The 21,461-nt window shown below is 35.0% G+C and carries 10 protein-coding genes; all 10 read left to right on the top strand.

Annotated elements, in window-relative coordinates; translation table 11 throughout:
* Positions 1–33 precede the first annotated feature (33 nt).
* Positions 34–1,518: a sulfatase-like hydrolase/transferase gene (locus MY04_RS25745; RefSeq protein WP_066215749.1), complete on the top strand. Its 1,485-nt coding sequence runs from the start codon at positions 34–36 to the stop codon at positions 1,516–1,518.
* A gap of 798 nt (positions 1,519–2,316) precedes the next feature.
* Positions 2,317–4,272 (top strand): hypothetical protein, encoded by a 1,956-nt coding sequence (locus MY04_RS25740; protein ID WP_158297918.1) that lies wholly within the window; start codon positions 2,317–2,319, stop codon positions 4,270–4,272.
* A gap of 114 nt (positions 4,273–4,386) precedes the next feature.
* Positions 4,387–7,551, top strand: coding sequence for a SusC/RagA family TonB-linked outer membrane protein (locus MY04_RS25735; RefSeq protein WP_066216826.1), 3,165 nt, complete (start codon positions 4,387–4,389; stop codon positions 7,549–7,551).
* A gap of 105 nt (positions 7,552–7,656) precedes the next feature.
* Positions 7,657–9,312, top strand: coding sequence for a RagB/SusD family nutrient uptake outer membrane protein (locus tag MY04_RS25730; RefSeq protein WP_066215745.1), 1,656 nt, complete (start codon positions 7,657–7,659; stop codon positions 9,310–9,312).
* Positions 9,313–9,401: 89 nt separating this feature from the next.
* Positions 9,402–10,844: a sulfatase gene (locus MY04_RS25725; protein WP_066215743.1), complete on the top strand. Its 1,443-nt coding sequence runs from the start codon at positions 9,402–9,404 to the stop codon at positions 10,842–10,844.
* Positions 10,845–10,846: 2 nt separating this feature from the next.
* The gene (locus tag MY04_RS25720; protein ID WP_066215741.1) at positions 10,847–12,487 is read left to right on the top strand and encodes a right-handed parallel beta-helix repeat-containing protein; all 1,641 of its coding nucleotides are present in this window, start codon (positions 10,847–10,849) and stop codon (positions 12,485–12,487) included.
* 2 nt (positions 12,488–12,489) lie between these two features.
* The gene (gene galB, locus MY04_RS25715; protein WP_066215740.1) at positions 12,490–14,970 is read left to right on the top strand and encodes a beta-galactosidase GalB; all 2,481 of its coding nucleotides are present in this window, start codon (positions 12,490–12,492) and stop codon (positions 14,968–14,970) included.
* A 250-nt stretch (positions 14,971–15,220) separates the two neighbouring features.
* Positions 15,221–18,352 carry a glycoside hydrolase family 2 TIM barrel-domain containing protein gene (locus MY04_RS25710; protein WP_066215738.1) on the top strand — a complete coding sequence of 1,044 codons (3,132 nt, stop codon included), beginning with the start codon at positions 15,221–15,223 and terminating at the stop codon, positions 18,350–18,352.
* 104 nt (positions 18,353–18,456) lie between these two features.
* Entirely contained in the window at positions 18,457–19,887 is a 1,431-nt protein-coding gene (locus MY04_RS25705) for a sulfatase (protein WP_066215736.1), read from the top strand.
* 65 nt (positions 19,888–19,952) lie between these two features.
* Positions 19,953–21,404 carry a right-handed parallel beta-helix repeat-containing protein gene (locus tag MY04_RS25700; RefSeq protein ID WP_066215734.1) on the top strand — a complete coding sequence of 484 codons (1,452 nt, stop codon included), beginning with the start codon at positions 19,953–19,955 and terminating at the stop codon, positions 21,402–21,404.
* Positions 21,405–21,461: the final 57 nt, after the last annotated feature.

Raw genomic sequence — 21,461 nt, 5'->3', positions numbered from 1 at the left:
TACTGCGATACAAAATCATAAATTCAAAAAAGCATGATTAACCAAAAGAAAATTATCAGCCTGCTTCTTTTCTTTCTAAGCACACAATTACTTGCTCAGCAAAACCCACCTAACATCATATGGGTAATGTTGGAAGATGTGTCTTTAGATACAGAAAGTTATGGAATGAAAGGAGTAAAAACTCCAGTAATGAATGGATTGGCAGAAGAGGGAAATCAATTTTACAATTGCTTTGGTACTGCATCAATATGTTCGACAAACCGATCAGCTATGATTATCGGAACGCATCAATTGAAAACCAATACGATGCACCATAGAAGTAATCGAGACTACGATTTAATAGATCCTTATAAACCGTTTACTTATTGGTTAAGAAAAGCGGGTTATACAACTATTTTAGGTCATCCTAAAGTTCAAGCTCAAGGGAAGAAAACCGATTTTAACTTTGATTATAAGCCAATTGGCGACTGGGACAAAGATAAAGGGGTGTATGATCGATTAGGAACTTTTGAAAACGATGGTCAACCTTTCTTTCAACAAATTACTTTGCATGTAACTCACCGAGGTGGTTGGTGGAACAGAGTAAGAAACGAATCAAAACATCCTGTTCATCCAGATAGTGTTGACTTGCCATCTTATTATGCAGACGATCCAACTATTCGTTTGGACTGGGCCAAGTATTTAGATCAAATGGAACATGCTGATGATGAGTTGGGTTTGATTGTTCAAGAATTGAAAGACAAAGGATTGTATGATAATACAGTGATCATTGTTATAGGCGATAATGGTAGATGTAATGTTAGGGGAAAAGGATATTTGTTTGATCCCGCTTTACGAATTCCTTTAATTGTGAAATGGCACAAGGGGTTTGAAAAAGAAATGAACGAACAAGCAGTAATTAGCTGTACCGACATTACAGCCACAATTTTAGATTTGGCAGGTGTTAAAGTTCCAGAGTATATGACAGGCCAATCGTTTATATCAGATAATTTTGACCGAGAACACGTTTTCTCCTATAGAGGATTATGGGATGAGGTCATGGAATCATCTTATGCGGTTTCTGATAAGCAATTCCGTTATATCAAAAACGAAATGCCAGAACAACCTTACGATATGCAACAAGCTTATTTGGAATTTTATCGTCCAGCAGTTCATGTGATGAGAAGACTGAAAGAAGAAGGTAAATTAGATGCATTTCAAGAAAGTTTCTTCAAAGCTAAACCTTCAGAAGAATTATATGATGTGATCAATGATCCTGAAGAGAAAACTAACTTGGCTGGAAATCCAGAATATAAGAAGGTCTTGAAAAGAATGAGAAAATTAGATGCTAGTTACAGAAAGGAAATGAAATCAACATCAGATACTTATGATCCTGTAATAGCAGATGCGGTGGATATTCTGAAATATGTAAAAGAGAATCATCCTAAAGCATATCAAAAAATGTTGGATGGTGTGGAAATTGGCTTTGGCAAATATGGCAAGTTATATAGAAAGCATCAATCAAAAGGAAATCTATAGTTATAGCATAATATTTAAGGTAAATCGAAAGGGAATAGACAGATGTTTGTTCCTTTTTTTATTTATCTAGGTAAAACGTATAGAATATTTTCTGTTTCGTTAGGTCTGTAATAATAAGGTTTTTACTTCTAATAAGAATTTAGGTGAATTTGAGTATTATATATGGTCAAAGCTAATACTAGGTTTGTATCAAATAGTTGATTCGAGAAATTAGATTATATTGTAGATTGTTATTTTTATATTTTTATAATTATTTTAATTTTTGTGATAACAAATTCTTCATTTATAACACATATTCTGCGAATTAAATAGTAAGTAAATAAGCGTACTAACAAAGAAATAGGGTGTTTAATTTTGTATATGAAGCAGTACTTACATGTAGTCCAGCTTCGCTAGTATATAATTTCAAACATTCTAATATGATAGAGAAAAATGTAAAGAAAGAGCAAAGAAAAGAGACCTTGTTATGGACATCACTCGCAGTAGGTGTGTTTCTATTTATCGTTTTGCTTTTTGAAATAGCACTTTAGATGAACACAAAATCGACATTATGAGTGTAATAACTACGTTTTTAAATATGTGTCATAAAAATAAAGATTTGAGGGTAAGGTAATTTAACAAACTGCCTACCTTCGAATTGTTAAAATGAAGTTTCAACTTAAGTGCACTACGAATGAAATGATGATACTGTTTTAAACTTGGAAATTAAAAAAGCATTAAAAAAACTTCTCTTTTTAGTAATGAAATGACCAACACAATTGAAATGAATTTTTGTGTTTGACTAATCTAAAATGAATTATGGAAAAAAACTTTTTAAAATGGATGTTCATAATATCATCCATATTACTCTTCTCTAATTGCGAGAAAACCTCATTTATGGAGAACTCTGAGTTCCCGACTAACGTTCAGGTTAAAGATCTGCAATACGCAGATATTATTAACGCAAGAGCACATAAGAAAATCCAATCTGCTCCTCCAACAATGGATTCTAAAGGAGTTCCTTGTGCTTTCACTTTGACAAGTATTAAAAAAGATGGTGAAGAACTAGGTTTAGAATACCTTGAAGCTGTAACAATTGAAAGTGGTCGTATGGATACGATCGAAGTTGTAGTTGATATAAAAGAAGTTGGTGAAGAACCGAAAACAGATGCAGACGGTGAGCCTGTTCTTGATGAAAATGGAGATCCAGTAATGATTGTATTGTATGATACAACTTTTGATTATGTGCCAGTCATGAACCCAAATAATGCAGGACGAATCACTATTGCAGATGGCAACCCGTTTGGTGAAGGCGACTATCACTTTAGTATGGCATTAACACCAGTGACTGATGGAGATGAAAATACTCAGTTATTTGAGGATGTTTTTCATTTAAATGTAATGCCATTACTTCCTATTGGTTTTGAATACGATCCAGTTCAGCAAAACTTAGTAATAGGTGAAGATATGAAAACAGTTGCTCCTAAATTAATATTTAGCAGAGATGTTCTTGAGTACGATGTTCGTTTCGAATTAGTAGGTGAGGAAGAAAGGTTAATTATTGATCCAGTGACGGGTGAGATATCATTAAATCCTGCATATACAATTGAAAGAAACGAATCTGTATCGCCAACAATTAAAGTAATCAGCAATATGACTGATGAAGAAGTAGTGTTGGAAGGTGATCCAGCGAAACTTCAAATCGTTATTTCAGATGAACCATTAGAATTAAATGCTGGTCCACTAATTCCTTCAGCAATTTTATACTTGCCATTTGCAAATAACTTAGTAGAAGGTCAGGGGATGGAATCTACACATGCCGAAGTAATTTTAGGTAACCCAAGTGTCGAGTTTAGCTTAGCTTCTGATGATGATAGATTAGAAATCCATCCAAGAACGGGTGCTATTACAATTAAGCCTGGTTATGTATTGGTAAATGATGTAGAAGAGATCTTCCCATCAATCAAAGTAACTTCACTAATTAGTTACGATGAGATAGTATTTGATAGAAGAGTAAGAATTGTTTTATCAAGAACACCTCAAACACTATTGCCAACAGTAATGCATTTCTTCTACCCTACATTGGCAGCTCAAGATGGACATGAAATTGTGACAGTTAAAAAAGGTGGAGTAGGTAATGCATTATTCTGGGGTGTAGCTAACGGACAAAAGCCAGAAGAAGCTGAAATGGATAATCCAGATAATGTTGAAACCAACGCACTTGCAATTCATAATGTGAAAGGTAAAGAAAGTAGACAACATGAATCGTGGATGATCATGGATTCTCAAAACTTGGCAAATTATAATAAAGGGTATGATGTTTCTGCCATTTTCTGGATTACTAATTATAATACATTATATCTAGAAGGAGGAAAGAAAGCTGCTGATATAGAAATGTATGTTACAACAGATTATACAGGTGATGTGGAAACTACACAATGGACACAGGTCAATGATGTAGTAAAACTAAAAGTACAGGGAGTGGGTGATGAATATACAGGTTCTGCTTACCCTGGTGATCATAGAGGTACGCAACACCCAGGAGTTGATACATATACTATACCATTACGTTATGAGCTTGATCTAACTCCATATTTGGATGCAACAAAATTCACATTTGCATTTAGGTATAAAACATATTTCGATGATGATATGAATATCATGACGGAAGGTGTAAACGGCGACGGTGAAACGGTAAATGTTGCTTGGGGTATGTGTAGTGGTCGTTTTATCATTTCACATGTGAACTACAAAGCAACAGAGAGAGTTCAATAATTCATTTTTTAAGGCATTAGTCAGCTTTATTTCATTAACGGTAGAACACTATTGAAAGTGTTCTACCAAGAAATAACAATAATGCCCATTGACAAGCTCAAAATTTTTATTCAAATGAAAAACTATTTAATAGCAATAGTTACTTTACTTCTATTGCCCATATTATCCAATGCACAGGGTTTAATTAAGGGTGTCATCAAAGATGCTGATGGTACAACCTTGCCAGGTGTAAACATTTTGGTTCAAGGAACTGAAAGAGGAACAATTACTGATATTGATGGAGCATTCCAGTTGGCAGATATCATCCCAGAAGATTATTTAGAGATTTCTTTTATTGGATTTGAAACTCAAATAGTTCCAGTTGGTCAAAAAAGGAATTTCGAAATTACATTGGCATATGAATTAAGCCAATTAGACGAAATTGTTGTTATTGGTTACGGAACAGCAAGAAAAAAGGATCTAACTGGTTCATTAGCAACAGTTGATTCTGAAGACCTTATCAGTGCACCTACAGCTAATTATGACGAAGCGTTAGCAGGGCGTGTAGCTGGTGTAATGGTAACATCATCAGAAGGTACTCCTGGCTCGCCTATGAATATCGTTATTCGTGGTGGTAACTCGATTACAGGTTCTAATGCTCCTCTTTATGTGATTGATGGTGTACCATTAGAAGACTTTGACCCTGCAACAATCAACACGGAAGATATCAAAGAATTTAATATCTTAAAAGATGCATCAGCAACAGCAATATATGGTTCAAGAGGTGCTAATGGTGTAATTGTAATTACAACAAAAAGTGGTAGTAGTTCAGATGGTACTACAACAGTAAACGTTTCTGCGGCATATGGTATGCAAGATGTTCCAAGAATGATGGAATTATTAAGTCCTTATGAGTATGTAAAATATAGAGAAAACCAATTATGGGCTAGAGAACGTTGGGAGATGAACTCTAGTAATATGGACAAATTCCAAAAATTCTATGGCAACTGGGTAAACCCTGAATATTATAGAAATACTGAAGGTAAGGATGTTAATGACTGGTTAGGTCAAATGTTTAGAGATCAAGCACCAATTCAACGTTACAACTTGTCTGTTCAAGGAGGAAATAAAGATACAAACATTTATTACTCAGGTAATTATACTGATCAAGAAGGTGTAGTAATTACAACAGGTTTTACTAAGCTTGTAAATAACTTAAGAATCAATCACAAGATTTCTAAGAAAAGTAATATTGCAGCAGGTTTATTACACTCATATTCTAATCGTGTAGGTCCTTCAATGCGTGAGAATGATTATTCTTCAGTATTAAGAGACGCAGGTCGTTTCCGTCCTGTGGAGCCAATCATCCCTGATGGTACAGGTCCTGGTGGTTTTGATCCAGATGATTCTAACCAAAGTGTGATGTTCCCTCCAATTCAAAATGTAGAGAATACTTCATATCGCAACATTCAAAATGTGATTAGAGGTAACGTTCGTTTTACTCATAAGTTTCATAAAAACTTGACATTGAACTTATCGGCAAATTACCAAGGTAACAACACCAAAGATGATTTATTCTTTGGAGAGAATACCCGAGCTGGACAAAACTCAGCTGAAGGTATTCAAGGTAGATCAATACAAACTCAAGCCAATACTTTAGCATCTTCGAATACATTACGTTATGCAAAGAAATGGGGTAAACATAATTTCTCAATTATGGGTGGTTTCGAAGCTTTGTATTACGAAAGATCTATGACTGAATTAAAGAATGGTGGTATGCTAACGGATGATTTAGGAATGCATAACATTGGTATCGGATCGATTGCTACTTTAGCTCAATCATCTTGGACGGGACATTCATTATTATCTTACTTTGGTAGAATGACTTATGATTTCAGTGAGAAGTATTTAATTACAGCTAACCTTCGTGCGGATGGTTCATCTAAATTCCGTGGCGATAACCAATGGGGTATCTTCCCTTCAGTTTCTGCAGCATGGAGAATCGGTGATGAAGAATTATTCAAAAACATCGATAAAATCTCTAATATGAAACTTAGAGGAGGTTGGGGTGTAACAGGTAATAACAGAATTGCTGATTTTGCATCATATAACCAAATAGGCATTGGTAAATGGAATGGATATAACTGGGGGCCTGCTATGTCATACACGCCAGGTGCAGTTATTACTAACTTAGCAGCACCAGATTTACGTTGGGAGTCAACTCAACAAATAAACATTGGATTTGATATGGGCTTATTTGATAGCCGTTTAGAATTAACTGTAGATGCTTACCAAAAGAATACTTATGATTTATTATTGAATGCAAACATGGCATTAAGTACTGGTTTCAACAGAGTATTCCAAAATGTTGGTGAAGTAGAAAACAGAGGTATAGAATTCTCATTGTCTACAGTAAATATTGATAAAGGTGGTTTCAAATGGACATCAAACTTTAACATTGCAACTAACCAAAATAAAGTTGTAAAATTAAATTCTGGTGAGGATGCAATTTATACAAGAGTTGGACCTGGGCAATTCCAAGAAGACCTTTATATTCAAAAAGTTGGTCATCCTGTAGGAAGTATGTATGGTTTACAATTTGATCGTTTATATCAAACATCTGACTTTAATTACGATAACAACACAGGAGAATATATTTTGAAAGATGGAGTTGTAAACAATGGAAGAGGCGAAGATATCGCTCCAGGTGGTGTCATGTATAAAGATATAAATGGTGATGGTGTAATCAATGCAGATGATAGAGTAATCATTGGTAACCCTAACCCAGATCACTTTGGTGGTTTAAATAACACATTTAGCTATAAAGGATTTACATTGAATGTATTATTCCAATGGGCATATGGTTTTGATGTTATGAATGCTACAAATGCTACAATGGGTATTGCTTGGCCAACGCAAATGTTTAACGCAACAAGTCAAGTAGCAAATCACTGGACTCCATATAATACTAACACTAATGTGAATGCAACTAGTTTTGCAGGTTCAAATGGTACACCTATTCAAGGTAACAGAATGGATTCTAGATTCATTGAAGATGGGTCATACATTAGATTGAAAACGGTTGCTTTAAGTTATGGTTTGCCAAAGAAAGTATTAAAGCGTATGAAAATGAAAGGAATGGTGTTTACAGTATCAGGTCAAAACTTATTTACTTGGACAAACTACTCAGGTTTCGATCCTGAAGTGGGTATCGCAGGTAATGGAGTTTCTCCAAACTACGATTATTTCGCTTATCCAATTGGTAGAACAGTACTAGGAACAGTGAAATTGACTTTCTAAGACATCGTTGAAAAAATAATAGAAGATCTTTATGGGCGTTGCTTAGCAACGTCCTCACAAAGTCTTCAACTCTATATCAATATCAAAACTATATTGAAAAAAGAAATGAAAAAATTATTATATACAGCAGGTTTAGCATTATCAGTACTTTTTAGTACTGGATGTCAAAACTTTTTAGATATGGAGCCAAAATCGACTTGGACTCCAGAAAACTATTACACCAACGAGGCAAAAGTAGAAGCAGCCTTTGCTGGTTTATACTCTGGCTTGGCAGGAAATAATGGTATTGCTGAAAACATTGGTCAAAAGTTAGAATATGGTACTGATGAAGGATATTATAGCCAAACATGGGATGCTCTTTGGCCAGTATCTTTGTACATGCATATTCCAAATTCACCAGAGATTGAAAAGTCATGGTTGACTTTGTACACTACAATTAATGGTACAAACCTAATGATTCAGAATTTGGATAAAGATTCTTTTGAAGAAGAAAAATATAACCAACTTCTAGGAGAAGCAAAGTTCTTAAGAGCATTATGTTATACCTATTTAGTTACTTATTGGGAGGATGTTCCTTTACGTATAAAGCCAACAGAAAGCCAAGAGGAAAATCTGCTTGCTGCATCACCTCAAGAAGATGTATACGCCCTAATTGTTGAAGACTTTAAATTTGCAGCTGAATATTTACCGCACTCTATGGATCCAGAATATATTCCTGGTCGTGCAAATAAAATGGCAGCAAAAGGTCTTTTGGCTAGAGTTTATATGAAAATGGGTGGTTTCCCATTACAACAAACCACTTACTTTGATAGTGCTTTAGTTCAATTGGATGAAATTATCTATAAAGATGGATGGCATCAATTAAGAACATCAGCAGATACTACTGGTTATGAGTTGTTGTTCAGAGACTATATTGGTGGTACATATGATTTGCAAGAATCTATGTTTGAAATGTCTTTCCAAAACAACATTGAATTGGGTGTACCAACAATGTCTGCTTGGGGTGCTTCAAATGGTTTAGCTTTTGATAATAACGCTAGTAACTTACGTATTCAAAGAAGAGTGGCAGTGACACCTGTGATGGATTTGGTTTATGAATTCGCCGACAGACGTCATGCTTGGAACATTCCAAGATTATCAGTAAATCAAAATGATAAAGTAGTAAATGTTGGTAATACATTCGCTTTACAAAATACACCAGGTAAATTTAGAAGATGGACACCTAGGAATTTAGATGATTTTAATGAGGGTTATGAAGTAATTACGAATGAAGAATTAATTCAACGTAACAATACTCCTATCAATATTCCAATCCTAAGATATTCTGATGTATTGTTAATGTATGCAGAAGCTTCTAACGAAGTGTATGGTGGTCCAAACATGCAAGCTATTGAGTGCTTAAATCAAGTGAGAAATAGAGCAGGTTTAGAAAATATTGAAGCAAACGATCCTACAATTATCGCAAGTAAAGAGGCTTTCTTTGCTGAATTAATGGATGAGCGTTTAAGAGAACTTTGCTATGAAGGTAGACGTAAGTTTGATTTGATTCGTTGGGGTAAATTAGGAGAGCGTTTGCAAGTACTTGATCAAGCAATGAAGGAGGATCCAGATTATACCAACGATGAAGGGGCGCTATTCTGGTCAGTAGATGGTTTATCAAGACCAATTAAGAACTTTGATCCATCAAAGCATTTATCTTTACCATATCCTTTACAAGAAGTCAATGTTAACACTGCATTAAAACAAAAGCCAGGATGGTAATAGAATATAAAATTTGATATACGACTCAAAAAATACAAAACCTGGGTGAAATGCCTGGGTTTTGATATTCTACTTTAACAAATTGACTGATGAAACTTAAATATATATTACCACTTTGCATAGCATTACAACTATGTACATCTAAATTATGGTCTCAAAATAAATCTGATCAACCAAACATTCTTTTTATTGCGATAGATGATATGAATGATTGGACTGGATTCTTAGGTGGCCATCCAGAAAGCATTACTCCCAACTTAGACAAACTAGCAGAGGAAGGAATAAATTTTACGAATGCACACTGTTCGGCTCCAGGCTGTTCACCAAGTAGAAATGCATTATTATACGGTGTAGAACCATATAATTCAGGTTTATACCCTTTTTATGATGAAGGAATTCATCAATCCCTAATGAAGAAATATACCAGTCTACCTAGGCTTTTCAAGGAAAATGGCTATGAAACTTACGGAGCTGGAAAAATCCATCATGGATCAAAAAATGATCCAAGAGAATGGACTGAATATGAAAATGATAAGCCGGAAGGCAAGAAGAAATTCAAAGAAGGTGAAGGTTACAGATTAGGAAAAAGTAATAAAATGTCCTTCAGACCTACTCATCATCCTGATAAGGACCATAAAGATTATATTGTCGCTTCTTATGGAGTGGATGTCCTAAATAGACAACATGATAAACCATTTTTCTTAGCAGTGGGAATAGTAAAACCTCACTTACCATTTGATGCGCCTAAAAGATTTTTTGATGCTTTACCCGACAGCATTTTACCTCCAGCTATAAAAGCAAATGACTTGAAAGATATTCCTATGGAAGGAAAAAAAATCAGAAAAGCTGGAGAGGCGAATAAATTCCATAGAGACCAAGCGTGGTCTGATGTTCGCAAAGCGTATTTAGCGTGTATTTCTTGGGCAGATTTTAATATTGGTAGAGTATTGTCAGCATTAGAGAATAGTGAATATGCAGATAACACTGTAGTAGTTGTTTGGTCAGATCATGGTTTCCATTTAGGAGAAAAAGGAGCTTTCAAAAAGTTTACTTTATGGGAAAGAGCCACGAGAGTTCCATTTATTATTTATGATCCAAGATCTCCACAGCAAAAAGGAAGAACCTATGATGAGTCTGTATCACTTATTAATATCTACAAAACATTAGCTGATATGACAGGAATTGAAGTTCCTGATTATGTAGACGGACAAAGTTTAGTTCCTGTATTGAATAATCAAACTACTCAGATGACCTATCCAACCATTATCTCATGGGGAAAAGGAAACTATGCAGTTCGATCAAAAGATTATAGATATATACATTATTTCGATGGTTCTGAAGAATTGTATAATCATCTAAATGATAAAAATGAATGGCATAATGTGGTAGATAAATCACAGTATCAAGAAATTAAAAATGAATTGAAAACCTATCTACCAAAAGATGAAGCTCCTATGATCAAAGAGTATGTAAATCCGTGGAGTGTAGAAGGGGAAAATAGAGAAGAGTATAGACCAGTAAAGCAGAAATAGAAATGAAAAAGTTAATCCTAATAAGTTTATTGTGGTGTGTAAGTCTTTCTGGATTTGCAACAACCTATTATGTTCATCCTGAAAAAGGGATGAAGGGCAACTCAGGAGAATCAATGGATAAACCATTAAAGTCTCTATTTGCTGTTGGTAAATTAAATTTAAAGCCTGGTGATCAAGTACTTTTAGCCAATGGCTATACTTTTAAAGGTAGTTTATGGTTACAAGATTTAGGGGGGACGAGTAAAAAGAGAATCCTAATCAGTAACTATGTATCACCGGAAAAAGATGTTAAGCAATTGCCATTAATTGATGCTAAAGGGGCTAAACAAGGAATCTTCTTAGGAGATTGTTCTTACATCACGATTTCAAACATTAGAATAAAGGCTAATGGAGGGAAAATGGTAGAAGGTAAAAGCCCAATGCGATGTGGAGTTTTAGTTAAATCAAACACATCAGGTAAATACAGTGGTATTGAGTTAGTAAACTTGACGATTACTGATGTTTTTTTAATGGAAAAAGGACATCAAAGAGGGAAAAAAGAAGCCTTTACTCCAAACGGTACCCAAGGTTATGGTTGGGGCATTAGAGTGTTAAATACCACTCAAGGAAGTATCATGGAAGATCTTGTGATTAAAGATTGTAAAATCCAAAATGTAGCTCATACAGGCATTAAGGTGAATGGCAAAAAGAACACAATAAAGAATTTAGTAATCGCTAATAATAAAGTGACTAAAACAGGTGGTCCTGGAATTCAAATGAGTGGTGTTTTGGATGGGCATATTCATCATAACTTAGTCAACTTTTCAGGCGATAAAGGAGACACTAGAAAGTGGGGTAGAGGTAGTGGATTATGGACTTGGGGTTGCGATCGTGTGTTAATTGAGCACAATCAATTTAGAAATGCCAAAGGTCCAGCAGACTCCGCAGGGTGTCATATTGATTTTAACTGCTCAAATGTAATTGTACAGTACAATATAAGCGAAAATAATGCAGGTGGTTTCTGTGAGATTCTAGGTAACAACTACAATTGTGCTTACCGTTACAATGTAAGTATCAACGATGGATATAGAGTAAAGAAAAAAGGAGTTGCTTCTCAAGAAGGAAAGATTTTTTGGTTGAGTGGATTTAATGGCAAAGACAAAAAACATAAAGGCCCTTACAATAGCTATTTCTATAACAACACTATTTATGTTAAAGAAGGTATTACACCTAAAATTGCGGTGAATAGAGCCGCTAAAGGAGTTTTGATTGCTAATAATATTTTCTGTTTTGAAGAAGCAGGTAAACAAGTTTTAGGTGATCAATACAAGCCAGAAGTAGAGGGTGAAGTATTAGTAGAAAACATTGTATTCAAAAATAACTTGTATTTAAAGGCAGAAAACTGGCCTGTAGAAACGCCTGTTCAAGACGAATCACCAATTATCGGAAACCCAAGATTCAAAAATATTGGAGGTAAAACATTGAAAGATTTTGTTCCTCAGAATAGAAACTTGGTAAAAGGTAAAGCAATTAAAATTAAAGCAATTCCTAAGGACAAAAAAGGTTTGTATTTAGGTTTTGAAATGGAAAAAGATATTCTAGGTAGACCAATTGAAGGGCCTTCAGATCTTGGAGCAATTCAACTGCCTAACAAAGCAAACTAAGTATGAAAAAATACCTTTTATTAATTATTCCAGTTGTCTTTCTTATTACCGGCTATTTGGTCGATAATAAGAAGGATAATTCGATAAGAAATAGGCAATCATTTAATGAGGATTGGTTGTTTCAAAAAGGAGATTATAAAAAGGCTAGTCAGATACAATTTGATGATGCCTCATGGAGGAAATTAAATTTACCTCACGATTGGGCTATCGAGGGGCCTTTTGATCCTAAGCACGATGCTAGAACAGGCGGACTGCCTATTTCTGGAGTGGCTTGGTATAGAAAATCGTTTGTACCTCAAGAAGAATGGAAAGGCTATGTGGTTACTCTAGAATTTGATGGAGTAATGAATAACTCTGAAGTTTTTATTAATGGTAAGAAAGTTGGTGAAAGACCTTTTGGTTATATCGGTTTTGAAGTAGATCTAACAGAGTATTTGATATACGGTAAAGATAATCAGATCGCTGTAAAAGTAGCACCCGAAGAATTATCTGCAAGATGGTATCCTGGAGCGGGTATTTATAGAAATGTTTGGTTGGAAGTAAAAAGTAATGTTCATGTTACCCATTGGGGTACGTTTGTAACCACCCCTAAAGTGACTGAAAAGGAAGCTATCGTTTCTATTCAAACAACCATTAATGCAGCAAAAGAAGTCCAAGGTATTCATTCCTTAAAAACGGTTATTCTAGATCCAAATGGAAAAGAAATTACGAAAGCTGTAAAGCAAATTGTTTTCGATAATCAAACGGATATTATCACTCAGAAATTTGAAATTAACAATCCTCAGCTTTGGGATTTAGAGCATCCAAATCAATATCAAGCGGTATCTTATATTGATGATGGTGATCAAATTATTGATACATATAAAACAAAATTCGGTATTAGAAATATTGAATTTACCCAAGAAGGGTTTTACTTAAATGGTAAGAAAACTTCATTTAAAGGTGTATGTATGCATCATGATTTAGGACCATTAGGTGCAGCTGTGAATTATAGAGCCACTCAACGTCAGTTAGAATTATTGAAGACGATGGGTGTAAATGCGATTAGAACGGCACATAACCCTCCATCGCCTGAACAATTGGCATTGTGTGATGAAATGGGTATTCTAGTTCAGGTGGAAGCTTTTGATGAATGGCAAAAAGGAAAAGTAGCCAATGGTTATCATAAGTTCTGGAAAAAATGGCACGAAAAGGATCTTAGAGATATGATCAAACGAGATCGTAATCATCCTTCTGTTGTGATGTGGAGTATAGGGAATGAGGTAAAAGAACAGCGTAAAAAGAACGCACGAAAAATCACTAAACACCTAGTCGATATTTGTCATGATGAGGATCCAACACGATTGGTTACGGCAGGCTTAAGTGCCTATCCTCAGCCCATTGATAATGGAATGGCAGATGAACTTGACTTGGTGGGACTAAATTATAAACCTACTTTGTACGATACTGTAGTAAAAAATCATCCTGATTTTATTGTTTATGGATCAGAAACCTCTTCGGTAGTTAGTTCAAGAGGTGAATATCACTTCCCTTTAGAAAACTATGAAAAGCATCCATCAAAACAGATTACCAGTTACGATATCATTAGTCCACCATGGGCCTACCCGCAAGACTTTGAGACGTATGCTCAGGACAATATGAAATACACTTTAGGTGAGTTTGTTTGGACAGGTTTCGATTACCTTGGTGAACCTACACCTTTTAATGGTAAAGATCATTTGACGCATGGAAAGTGGGGTGGAGATTGGCCATCAAGAAGCTCTTATTTTGGTATTTTCGATTTAAGTGGTTTTCCTAAAGATCGTTTCTATTATTACCAAAGTCAGTGGACGGAAACACCAATGGTGCATATATTACCTCACTGGAATTGGGAAGGAATGGAAGGCCAAGAAGTGCCTGTATATTGCTATACCAATGCCGATGAAGCAGAATTATTCTTAAATGGTAAATCTTTAGGAAAAAAGGTGATGGGTGTGGATAAAACAACAATACCTGCGGATTTTTGGTATTGGAAAAAGCCAGAAACTACTTGGGATTCGCCTTACCGTTTAAATTGGAATGTAAATTACGAGCCGGGTGAATTAAAAGTGATTGCCTATAAACAAGGAAAGAAAGTCGCAGAAAAAGTGATTATCACTTCTGGAAAGCCTTCAAAAATGACACTCACGCCAGATAGAGAAACAATACAAGCAGATGGTTACGATTTATCGTTCATTACTGTAAAAGTAGAAGATGATAAAGGGAATTTTACTCCAAAAGCCGATAACTTAATCACATTTGATATCGAAGGTCCAGCCACTATTGCAGCTGTTGGAAATGGTAACGCAGCAACAGTAGAACCATTCCAAGCCAATTATAGAAAAGCATTTAATGGTCTTTGTTTACTTGTTGTGAAAAGTAAAAAAGGAGCATCGGGTAAAGTGAAAATCACAGCTAAGTCTGAAGGTTTACAATCGGAGACTGTTTGGGTGAATACTATATAAAATATTTTTGTTCGTTATTTTCTGTTATGTCCGGTAGGGATGTTTTACAGCATCCCTGCGAACAAAATAAAAGGCCTATAAGTTTTTTTAAGCTTATAGGCTTCCTTGATTTCAAACATGAAAAGTGAAATAACACAAATCTTCACCTCAAATCTCTTTTTGATGAATTTATGCTATTTTCTGATGGATGTATATCCTGTTTTTAAACTTAGAATGATTTATTTTGACTATATGCAATGAAATAAATGAAATGATGAACAGACTTCTTTTTTTACTTGGGTTTTTCTTTGTAGGAAACACAATTACGGCACAAGATCAAAATGATTGGGAAAATGAATTAATGACCCAACAGAATAAAGAATATCCGCACGCAACTCTTTTTTATGACGATTCACCTCAAGGCGTGACTTCATTAAATGGAACATGGGATTTTGCTTGGTACCAAGATGTAAGTAAAGTTCCGAGCGGTGCTCAACCACATAAATGGAGTGAAATTCAAGTGCCGGGTACTTGGCAAATGCAAGGATACGGTACACCAATTTATACCAATATTGTTTATCCATTTGATAAAAATCCTCCATTTATTTCAGGTCACAATGGAAACTCAGTGGGAATCTATCAAAGAGAATTAGAAGTAAATTATAAAGTAGACAATAAATATTATCTACGTTTTGAAAGTGTATCCTCCGCTTTTTATTTATGGGTGAATGATCAAAAAGTAGGCTATTCACAAGACAGTTGGTCGCCCGCAGAATTTGATGTTTCCTCTTATCTAAAAGAAGGTAAAAATACCATCCGTTTACAAGTTTTCCGTTGGAGTGATGGTAGCTATTTAGAAGACCAAGATGGTTGGAGAATGTCAGGTATTTTTAGAGATGTATTTTTTGTAGAAAAACCAGAAGTTCATCTTAAAGATTTTGCCGTTAATCCATTACTGACTGATAAATTCGATGGGTTATTCAATTTGACTATTTCAACGAATAAAATAGCGAAAGAATATACAATTGGATATGAATTAAAAGATAAGAGTGGGAAGGTTGTTCTTGAAAATAGAGAAGAAATAAAGAAAGATGTTGGGGTTGAAAAATTGAAAATAGCAAGCACTAAATTTTCAGGTCAAGTAAATCAACCTCATTTATGGTCGCACGAAAACCCTTATTTATATCAATTAGAAATCAAGCTATTTGACAATAATGATAAGGTTATTGATGAAATCAATACTAATGTTGGTTTCCGATCGATTGAGATTTCAGATAAACAAGAGTTGTTGTTGAACGGAAAACCAATCATCATAAAAGGAGTGAATGTTGTAGAACACGACCCTATCCATGGTAAATACATCCCTAAAGAACGTATTGAGAAAACCATCCTTCTTTTAAAGCAAAATAATATCAATACAGTTCGAACAGCACATTATCCAGCTTCGCCTTACTTCTACAAATTGTGTGATGAATACGGCATTTTAGTGATCGACGAAGCCAATGTAGAATCTCACGGAATGAAGTATGGGAAAGAGTCATTAGCAAAGCAACCGTCATGGGAAAAAGCTCATGTAGAACGTTTAGAGGCAATGATGGAACGTGATAAAAACCATCCATGCGTGATCATGTGGTCATTTGGTAATGAAGCAGGTAACGGAGTCAATATCGTTGCCATGCAAAAAAGAGCTAAAGAGATTGATCCGACAAGGCCAACACATTATCATTCATCAGAGAAACCAGTAAGTTATGATACTTACGGTGGAGGAATCTGGAAGAATGGTAAGCCTCATAAATTTGGTAGATATCATGGGATAAATGATTTAATTCATATTGCAGAAAAAGGCTTGGACAAACCGTTTTTACTCAATGAATATGCTCATGCAATGGGAAATAGCATGGGTAACCTACAAGAATATATGGAGGTTTTCGAAAAATATCCGGCTATGATTGGTGGTTGTATTTGGGATTGGTCTGATCAAGGTATCTTAAAAAGTACTGATGGGAAATACGGTTCAGCTTTGCAAAATATTGAAGAAGCCAACAAAGCTTGTTTACAACCTAATTCAAACTATTATTGGGCGTATGGTGGTGATTTCGGAGATACTCCCAACGATGGTAATTTCTGTATGAACGGTATGATGTTATCTGATTTGACACCAACTGATAAAACTACAGAAGTCAAAAAAGTATATCAAAATATTGCTTTTGAGAAAGTAGAAGAAAACCAATTCAGAATTATCAATAAATACCATGAGACGCCACTTTCTAATTTTGATTTCACATGGAAATTAATTGAAAATGGGCTAGAGGTCGATAAAGGTTCTTTTGATGTGAATACTCAAGCATCAGAAAGTGAAACGATTACCTTAAATTTTAAATTAGAACAAGGACAAGAATATTTTGTTCAATTTGAAGCACACTTAAAGCAGACATCAGCTTGGGCAGAGAAAGGTCACTTAGTGGCTTGGGAAGAAATCAAATTGCAAGGTGATTTTGTGAACAAGAATGTTGTATCAAAAGGGAAGGTGAAAATTCAGAAATCTAAAGATACTTCTGTACTCGCGATTGAAACTTCAGATGGTACGATCACATTAGATAAAGAAAAAGGAGAGATTATGAGTATCATCAAAAATGGTAAAACAATCGTGGATGGTCAATTCCAATTATCATTCTTTAGAGCCTATATTGATAACGATAAAATCAAGAAGTTTCGTAATGATTGGGATGCTATAGACTTCCCAAATCTAGAAACTAAGGTGGATAATTTTGTGGTGGATAAATCAAAAAATGAGGTCAATATAACCATCAACAAAACAGTTAAAGCTCCCGAAAGTAAAAATGAATTTACTACTTTAGAGAGGATTACAATTCATGGAAATGGGAAAATTGATTTTGAGGTGACAGCTAACTTTGAAGGTCCAAACAAGCCGATGACTTTCCCTAGATTAGGGTATGAAATTAAAATCAATAAAGAATTTGATAAAACACAGTGGTATGGCAAAGGTCCAGGCAGTAGTTATGTGGATAGAAATCATGGAATGCTGACAGCTGTCTATACTCAAAATATTGATGAGCAATTTGTTAATTATGTTAGACCACAAGAGAATGGCAATAAATCGGAAGTAAGATGGGTGAAATTGTTAGGAGAACAGTCTGTAACATTTACTGGGGAGGAATACTTGAATTACTCATTTAGGAAATACACCACAAATCAATTAAACGATGCGAATCATCCATATGATTTGAAAGAAAATAATTTTTACATCTTAAACATCGATTTTGAACAAGGAGCATTAGGTAATGGAAGTTGTGGTCCTGTACCTATGAAAAAATATTTTGTAGACTTTCTAGGGAAAACCTATCGAATGACTCTAGATCTCTCTGAGAATCTTTCTCTATAAAAATAAGAAATTTACCTGGTGTAAAAATGCCCAGTAGGGATGTTGGATTTCAATGTCCCTACAACCTATCTAAAAATTCAATATCAAAGAAGAATTATAACTTTATGAAACATATATGTCTCTTCCTATTTATTCTAGGAAACTCTATTACTCTATTCGGTCAAGATCAAGAAAGACCTAATATTTTGTTTATCGCTTTCGATGATTTAAGACCTTTGATAGGAGCTTATAATGAGCCTGAACCAATGACTCCAAACATAGATGCATTATCAGAAGAGTCTGTTCAATTCAACAGAGCTTACGTTAATTATCCTTTGTGTCACCCTTCAAGAGCTTCTATGTTAACAGGGGTACGATTTGATAATCAAAGAATTACAAAAGGAAAAGGACAGTTCGAGGCTAAAATCGCAGTACAAGATACATGGCCAAGAGTGTTGAGAAACAATGGATATTGGACAGCCACAAGAGGTAAATTATATCATGGTAAAGTACCTAAAAATGATAAAGATGCTTGGGATGTTCCAGGGAAATTCTGGGTAAAAGACTTTACTGATGGAGGGCCGACAATCAATGATAAAATCGTAGAAATTGGTGGTCGTCAAGATCAAATTGATACTTACTTAGAAACTGGAAAAGGCCCAGGGGCTTTGATGTATGCATCAGTGGATGGTCCGGATGAGATTCTAACCGATGGAAAAACCGCGAAAGCAGTCATTGATTTTATCAAAAATGGAAGAGATAAAAACAAACCATTTATGATTTCATGTGGTTTTGCTCGTCCGCATATGCCTTGGGTAGCTCCCAAAAAATATTTTGATCAGTATCCAAAAGATGCAGGGAAATTAGCTTTTGTTCCAGAAGGAACGGATCGTGATTTAACAAAAGACCCTTATCAAGGGAGAAAAGGAAGCGAAATATGGAATGAAGGTGTAGACGATAAAACGGCCCAAAACCTTATTCGTGGTTATATGGCCAGTACTTCTTATGCGGATGCACAGATGGGTAAAGTAATTCAAGCATTAAAAGAAGAAGGATTGTATGATAACACTATTATTGTGGTTTGGGGTGATCATGGTTATCATTTAACAGATCATGGAAAATGGAGAAAAAATACAGGATACCATGTCTCACTACGTTGTCCATTAATTATCAAAGTACCTCATTCTAATAAAAAAGTGAAGGTCGATAATATTGTACAAAACATTGATATTTACCCCACTTTAATGGAAATGGCGGGCATTGATGTATCGGATGATATTCACCTTCATGGTAATAGTTTGACGCCTTTATTTAATGGAAATAGTAAAGAGTGGGAGGACATTACTTTTACTTGTGCAAAAGGCACTTATGGGGTAGTAACCTCAAAATATAGATTTACAAAGATGCCTGACGGTCAAAAATTCTTGTTCGATTTAGAAAAAGATCCAGGTGAATGGAACAATTTGGCGAATGAAAAGAAATACAAAAAGATCATTGCTGAATTTGAACAGAAAATGGATAAAGTAGTTTGGAATAAACCAACAGATATTCAATAATAAATCAATACAACATCATCAGCCTACGACTTAAGACGTGGGCTGATGATGAAAATAAAAATAATATGAAAAACATACTCCTAATTTTATTATTCATTACCTCACCATTGTTAGCTAAAGATTATTACATCAACAATAAGACGGGTAATGATAGCAATAAAGGGACATCACCCAATAAAGCTTGGAAAACACTTAATAAGGTGAATCAACAAACGTTTAAGGCGGGTGATCGAATTTTATTTGCAGCCAATACGCAGTATTATGGAACACTACTTCCTAAAGGTTCAGGCAAAGAGGGAAAACCAATTCAAATTGATCAATATGGAAAGGGAGAAAAACCAGCCATACATGGACAAGGAAAGGCGAATTATACCCTCAAATTGTACAATGTAGAATATTGGGAAGTCCGTAACTTGAAAATCACAAACAAAGGTAAGAAGAGAGGGAAAGCGAGAAGAGGAGTAATCGTTCAAGCGGAAGACTTCGGAGAGTGTCATCATATTGTTTTAGAAAATCTAGAAATCTATAATGTGAATGGATTGCTTTCAAAAAAACAAGGTGGTGGCTCTGCTATTTTATGGCAAAATGGGGGGGATAAAGTCAAGACACGTTTTGTCGATTTACAGATCTTGAATAACTACATTCATGATTGTGAAAGAAATGCAATGAACTCTAGAGGGAATGCGATGCGTACAAAATGGTATCCAAGTTTAGGTGTAGTCATTAGAGGTAACCTTATTGAAAATATTCCTGGTGATGGCATTGTTCCTATTGCTTGTGACGGAGCATTAATCGAATACAATATCATCAGAAAAGGCATTGATATCCCTAAAGAAGCTGATATGGGAGCGGCAGCTGGTATTTGGCCATGGAGTTGTGACAATACATTAGTGCAATTTAATAGTGTAAGTGATCATAGAGCAAAATGGGACGGTCAAGCATATGACTCTGATTTCAATTCCAATAACACCACTTTCCAATACAACTTAGGTTTTGATAATTGGGGTGGATTTATGTTGATCTGTAATAATGGCTTCAAATTAGGTCAACCTATGAACAAAGGAACAAAAAATACGGTAGCCAAATATAACTTATCTATTAATGATGGTATTCGTCCTTATAAGGCACACAACAAACGCTTTTTTGCTCCAACATTTCACGTGACAGGCCCTACCGAAAATACCAATATTCACCATAATATTGTGATCATTCCTAAAAAGGAAAAACCTGCAATGGAAAACCATGTCATCGAATTCCAAGATTGGGGTAAAAAGTATCCTAATCAAACAATTTTTGAAAACAACGTAATTCGTACTGAAACGGAAGCAAAAGTAGTGAAAGGAAAAACCACGAATTTTGTGAATAAAAACAACGACATTCAATCCAATTTTGACTTCAATAATCGCGATCCTAAAGCCATCTTAGATCAGTTGAAAGATCACCCGTTATTTGAAAACGACGAAGAGTTTATGAAGTTGTATCGATTTGTTGAAGAGTTGAAGGAGAAGAATATTTAAACTAAAATAGTCCTCCGAAAACATACTTATGGGTCGGGTAAAGAAGTTATTCTTAAA

It is taken from the genome of Flammeovirga sp. MY04 (assembly GCF_001682195.2).
Classification (GTDB): Bacteria; Bacteroidota; Bacteroidia; order Cytophagales; family Flammeovirgaceae; genus Flammeovirga; species Flammeovirga yaeyamensis.
Note: the sequence above shows the minus strand (reverse complement) of the source record. Positions and strands in the feature narration are given on the sequence as shown.

Coding starts and splice junctions, on each gene's coding strand:
- MY04_RS25735 (WP_066216826.1), top strand. CDS start 4,387: ATGAAAAACTATTTAATAGCAATAGTTACTTTACTTCTATTGCCCATA.
- MY04_RS25745 (WP_066215749.1), top strand. CDS start 34: ATGATTAACCAAAAGAAAATTATCAGCCTGCTTCTTTTCTTTCTAAGC.
- MY04_RS25710 (WP_066215738.1), top strand. CDS start 15,221: ATGATGAACAGACTTCTTTTTTTACTTGGGTTTTTCTTTGTAGGAAAC.
- MY04_RS25725 (WP_066215743.1), top strand. CDS start 9,402: ATGAAACTTAAATATATATTACCACTTTGCATAGCATTACAACTATGT.
- MY04_RS25705 (WP_066215736.1), top strand. CDS start 18,457: ATGAAACATATATGTCTCTTCCTATTTATTCTAGGAAACTCTATTACT.
- MY04_RS25700 (WP_066215734.1), top strand. CDS start 19,953: ATGAAAAACATACTCCTAATTTTATTATTCATTACCTCACCATTGTTA.
- MY04_RS25740 (WP_158297918.1), top strand. CDS start 2,317: ATGGAAAAAAACTTTTTAAAATGGATGTTCATAATATCATCCATATTA.
- galB (WP_066215740.1), top strand. CDS start 12,490: ATGAAAAAATACCTTTTATTAATTATTCCAGTTGTCTTTCTTATTACC.
- MY04_RS25720 (WP_066215741.1), top strand. CDS start 10,847: ATGAAAAAGTTAATCCTAATAAGTTTATTGTGGTGTGTAAGTCTTTCT.
- MY04_RS25730 (WP_066215745.1), top strand. CDS start 7,657: ATGAAAAAATTATTATATACAGCAGGTTTAGCATTATCAGTACTTTTT.